This window comes from Variovorax sp. GW460-12-1-14-LB1 (assembly GCF_059423605.1).
Genome location: NZ_JBWKYF010000068.1, coordinates 1 through 4,509, shown reverse-complemented (window position 1 = coordinate 4,509; position 4,509 = coordinate 1). Strand labels below are relative to the sequence as shown.

Here is a 4,509-nt window from a genome sequence, read left to right as displayed (position 1 = left end):
CGCACCGACCACACATGGGCAATCGTTCCTGGCTCTATCTCGAGCACAGTCGTCCCGACACCGAAGAAGCATCGGCTGATGAAATCGCCGAAGCCAACAACAACTTCCCCGTGCTCTGGCAGCTGCTGCTGGCCGATGGCGCGGCCGGTGATGCCATCGACCACCAGCGCGTCTTCGGCGATGCAGGCACCGACAACCTCGTCAGCGACGCGCACGCCGCGCTCGCGCGCATCCGGCAGCTGCACGCCTTTGTCGCGCGGCACCCGATGCTGCACACGCTGCCGCAGATCGCACTGCAGTTCGAGGCGCTGGCGCTGCACCTGGCCGAACTGATCGACAACACGCCGGAGGGCAGCGCGCCGCGTTTTTCCGCCAACCTCGACGAGCTGTCCTGGCTGGGCGGCGATGCCGACGGCGAAGGCTTCATCGAACGCAACCGCCGCGAGTGCAATGAACTGTGGGCCGAGGTGCAGCGCTGCATCGACAGCGGCAACCACCCGGGCGTGGACGCGGCACTCGGCATCCAACGTTTCGCCGACTGGGAGGCCTGGGCCTGGCAGTTCGGCTTCGGCAGCCTGTCGCATCCGTACTTCGACGGCTACGAGGCGCCGCGCGACGAGCGCTTTGCCGACTTCGAACCCGAAGAAGACGAGGACGACGAACGCCCCGACTACGACAACCACCTGGGCGAGGACCTCTGGCGCTTCGAGGTCGACGGCCGCTGGGGCGTGATGCGCGTGGTGTACGACGACGACGGGCGCAGCCAGCGCACGACCGTGGTCGAGCCCGCGTGGGACGACATCCGCTACGCCGGCGCCGACGATCCGCGCCTGCTCTGGATCTCGCAAGGCGAGCGCTCCGGCCTGCTGCTCGCCGACGCCGAGGCGCCGCGCGTGCTGCTTGAGCCGCAGCTCGACGAGGTCTGGGCCTTCGAGGGCGACGTTGCCACGGCCCTGGTCGGCGACCACGTCGGCCTGCTGCGCACCGACGGCAGCTGGCTGCTCGCGCCCTCGGTCGACGAGGTCTGGAGCTTTGTCGAAGGCCGGGTGCGTGCCCGCGTGGGCGAGCGCATCGGGTACATCGACCTGCAGGGCCAATGGACGATTTCGCCCCGGTTCGAAGAAGCCGAAGACTTCACGCCTTTCGGCCTCGCGCCCGCGCGCGGCGACGAGGGCGGCTGGGGGCTGGTGGGCGCGGACGGCGACTGGGCCGTGCCGCCAAGTTTTGAAAGCCTCCAGTGGCGCCACGACTGGGAGGGCTTCGACGCCAAGCGCGACGGCAAGAGCGGTCTGCTCGATGCGCAAGGCCGCGTCGTGATCGAGCCGGTGTACGAACAGGTCGACCTGCTCGAGGAATACCCCATCGAGATCCTGACGACCGAAGACACCGATCCGTCGAACGAACGCGGCGCCCCGGCCCGGCCGAAGCGCTTTGCCGTGGAACGCGCCGATGGCCTGTGCGGCCTGATCGATGGGCAGGGCCGCGTGCTCGTGCCCTTCGATTACGGCCGCTTCGAGACCCTGGAACCGCTGACCGGCGAGGAGCGCGGGCACGCCATGGTCCGGCGCGACCTGGTGCGCGTGGCGTCCAAGGGCGGGCGCACGGCGAAGAACGCGCCGTGGCTGCGCGGCATCTACGACGTGGCCGCCGGCCGCGAGCTGGTGCCGTGCCGGCACCGCACGCTCCAGCCGCTGGCCTGGGGCACGCAGGACATCGGCTGGCTGGTTGCCGACCCGGTGCCGCGCAGCGCGAAGGTCGAGAAGGGGCAACTCGCCGTGGGCGTGCTGCGCGCCGATGGCGCCGTGCTGCACCCGCAGGCCTACCCGTGGATCACCGCCGCGTTGTCGGTCGCCGACGGCTGGATGGCCGTCGCGGTCCGCTCGCAGCTGTGCAAGCGCTGGAGCGCGGGTGAGCCGGTGCAGGCCGCGCGCAACGACTCCGGCCTGTACGTCTGGCTGCACGCCGACGGCCGCGAGCAGGCGCACGCCGAGCACATGGCCGCGCGCCATGCCGCCGGCGACCTGCGGGCCGCCTACGAGCTGGCCTGCCATCTGCGCGACGGCGAGGGCATCGAGGCCGACCCGCGCGAAGCCCTGCGCTGGATGGCGCGCGCCGCCGGCGTGCGCGAGCCGGGCGATGCCCCCGCCACCGCGTCACCCGACGGTCTGCCCGTGGCGATGTGCGAGCTCTCGAAGATGCTGCGCTGGGACACGGCGGGCCTCGGCGCCGAACCCGCCCTGGCGCGCGCGTGGCTGCTGCACGCCATCGCCCACGGCGGCGAGGACGACGCCGCCACGCACGCCCATCTCGGCTACATGCTGACGGAAGGCGAGGGGGGCGAGCGCGACCTGGAAGGCGGCATGCGGCACTACGAACGGGCCGCCGAGCAGAACAACACGATGGCGCTCTACAACCTCGGCCTGGCGCACAAGCTCGGCGAACCGGGGGAGCCCGACCTGGCCCGCGCGATCGGCTACTTCCGCCGCGGCCACGAAGCCGGCGACGTCAGCGCCACGATGCAGCTCGGCCGCACGCTGTGCCTGCACGCAGGGGCGTTGGCCGAACAGGGCCAGGGAGAAACGGAAGTGAAGGCCTTGTACGCCGAAGCCCTCTACGCGCTGCAGAAGGTGGCGGAAGACGGCACCCAGCGCCAGCAGGGCTGGGCCTGCTACGAGTTGGGCTGGATGCGCATGCAGGGCCAAGGCACGCCGGAAGACGCGGCAGCCGCAGAGCGCTGGCTGCTCACCGGCGCCGCGCTCGATGACTGCGAAGAGAACCTGGAGAGCCAGCGCGCCTGCGTGGAATCCCTGGCGGCGCAGTTCTACGGCGACCGCGAAAGTCCGCTCTTCGACGAGGACAAGGCCCGCGCGTGGACGCAGCGGCTGGAGGCGCTGCCCGCTGCGGCCCCGGATCAACCGGAGTGAGCCGGTTGATCCGGGCTCTGGCGCTCAGCGCGCCGGAACCGGATCGGGCAGTTCGATCTTGATGTCCAGCACTTCGAGGTTGTCCTGGGTTTCCAGGTGCACCTTGATGTCGTCGGCGTTGATCGACACGTACTTGGAAATCACCGCCACCAGCTCGCGCTGGAGCTCGGGCAGGTAATCGGGGCGCTTCTTGCCGCTGAGGCTGGAGCGCTCGTGAGCGAGGATGATCTGCAGGCGCTCCTTGGCGACGCTCGCAGTCTTCTTCTTCTCACCAAGCAGGAACGAAAGAAACGACATGCCTACTTGCTCCCGAAAATCCGTTTGAAGAAGCCCGGCTTCTCGGCTTCGACGAAGCGCATCGGCTTGTCTTCGCCAAGGAAGCGCGCGACCACGTCGCTGTACGCCTGGGCCACGTCGGTGTCCTTGTCGTGGATGGCGGGCACGCCCTGGTTGGAGGCGTGCAGCACGCTTTCCGACTCGGGGATCACGCCGATCAGCTTGATGCGCAGGATGTCCTGGATGTCTTCCAGCGAAAGCATCTGGCCGCCGGCCACGCGGTTCGGGTTGTAGCGGGTGATCAGCAGGTGCTCCTTGATCGGCTCGCCGCCGTCCTTGGCGCGCTTGGTCTTGCTGCTGAGCATGCCCAGGATGCGGTCCGAGTCGCGCACCGAAGAGACTTCGGGGTTGGTGACGATCAGCGCCTCGTCTGCGAAGTGCATCGCCATCATGGCGCCGGTCTCGATGCCCGCGGGGGAGTCGCAGACGATGTAGTCGAAGTCCATGGCGGCCAGGTCGGTCAGCACCTTCTCCACGCCGTCCTGCGACAGGGCTTCCTTGTCGCGCGTCTGCGAGGCGGCCAGCACGAACAGGTTGTCGCACTGCTTGTCCTTGATGAGCGCCTGGCTCAGGTTGGCCTCGCCCTGGATCACGTTGATGAGGTCATACACCACGCGGCGTTCGCAGCCCATGATCAGGTCGAGATTGCGCAGGCCCACGTCGAAGTCGATCACGGCCGTCTTCTTGCCGGCGAGCGCAAGGCCCGACGCGAAGCTGGCGCTCGTGGTCGTCTTGCCGACGCCGCCCTTGCCCGAGGTCACCACCACAATTTTGGCCATCGCCATTCCTTCTTGTTTCGATTCAGTTGTCGATTGATGCTCAGCGCTGCCGCGTTCCTGGTTTTTCATCAGGGAATCGCGTCGATCGCTATTTTTTTGCCGTCCAGGCGCACCTGGGCGGGCTTGCCCAGCACGGGCTCGGGCAGCGGCACTTCGTTCGTGCGGTAGATGCCCGCAATGGCCACCAGCTGCGCTTCCATGCAGGTCGAGAAGATCCGCGCCTCGGTGTTCCCGCGCGCGCCGGCAATGGCCTTGCCGCGCAGCGGCGCGTACACATGCACGTTGCCGTCGGCGATGACTTCGGCGCCGAAGCTCACGATGGCCGTCACCACCACGTCGCCGCCACGCGCGTAGATCTGCTGGCCCGAACGCAGCGGCTTGTCGATCAGCAGCGTGCCGTTGGCCGGCACCGGCAGCTCGCGCACGATCTGCGGGGCCTCGGAGGCCGCAGGCGCCTCGGCGGGCGGGGC

General features: G+C 68.9%; 4 protein-coding genes. 1 reads left to right on the top strand and 3 read right to left on the bottom strand.

Going from position 1 to position 4,509, the window contains the following annotated elements:
* The first annotated feature begins 14 nt into the window (after positions 1 to 14).
* Complete coding sequence (locus tag AC07Y4_RS26085; RefSeq protein ID WP_487847750.1) at positions 15 to 2,924, top strand: SEL1-like repeat protein; 2,910 nt, start codon at positions 15 to 17, stop codon at positions 2,922 to 2,924.
* A gap of 24 nt (positions 2,925 to 2,948) precedes the next feature.
* Here the strand turns inward: AC07Y4_RS26085 and minE are convergent, their stop codons facing one another.
* From minE to minC, 3 genes are all read right to left on the bottom strand, one after another.
* Positions 2,949 to 3,221 carry a cell division topological specificity factor MinE gene (minE, locus tag AC07Y4_RS26080; protein ID WP_056574726.1) on the bottom strand — a complete coding sequence of 91 codons (273 nt, stop codon included), beginning with the start codon at positions 3,219 to 3,221 and terminating at the stop codon, positions 2,949 to 2,951.
* A gap of 2 nt (positions 3,222 to 3,223) precedes the next feature.
* Positions 3,224 to 4,039, bottom strand: coding sequence for a septum site-determining protein MinD (gene minD / locus AC07Y4_RS26075; RefSeq protein WP_062481817.1), 816 nt, complete (start codon positions 4,037 to 4,039; stop codon positions 3,224 to 3,226).
* Positions 4,040 to 4,107: 68 nt separating this feature from the next.
* The coding region (gene minC, locus AC07Y4_RS26070) for a septum site-determining protein MinC (protein ID WP_495270130.1) at positions 4,108 to 4,509 on the bottom strand (402 nt) is incomplete at its 5' end.

Coding starts and splice junctions, on each gene's coding strand:
- minE (WP_056574726.1), bottom strand. CDS start 3,221: ATGTCGTTTCTTTCGTTCCTGCTTGGTGAGAAGAAGAAGACTGCGAGC.
- AC07Y4_RS26085 (WP_487847750.1), top strand. CDS start 15: ATGGGCAATCGTTCCTGGCTCTATCTCGAGCACAGTCGTCCCGACACC.
- minD (WP_062481817.1), bottom strand. CDS start 4,039: ATGGCCAAAATTGTGGTGGTGACCTCGGGCAAGGGCGGCGTCGGCAAG.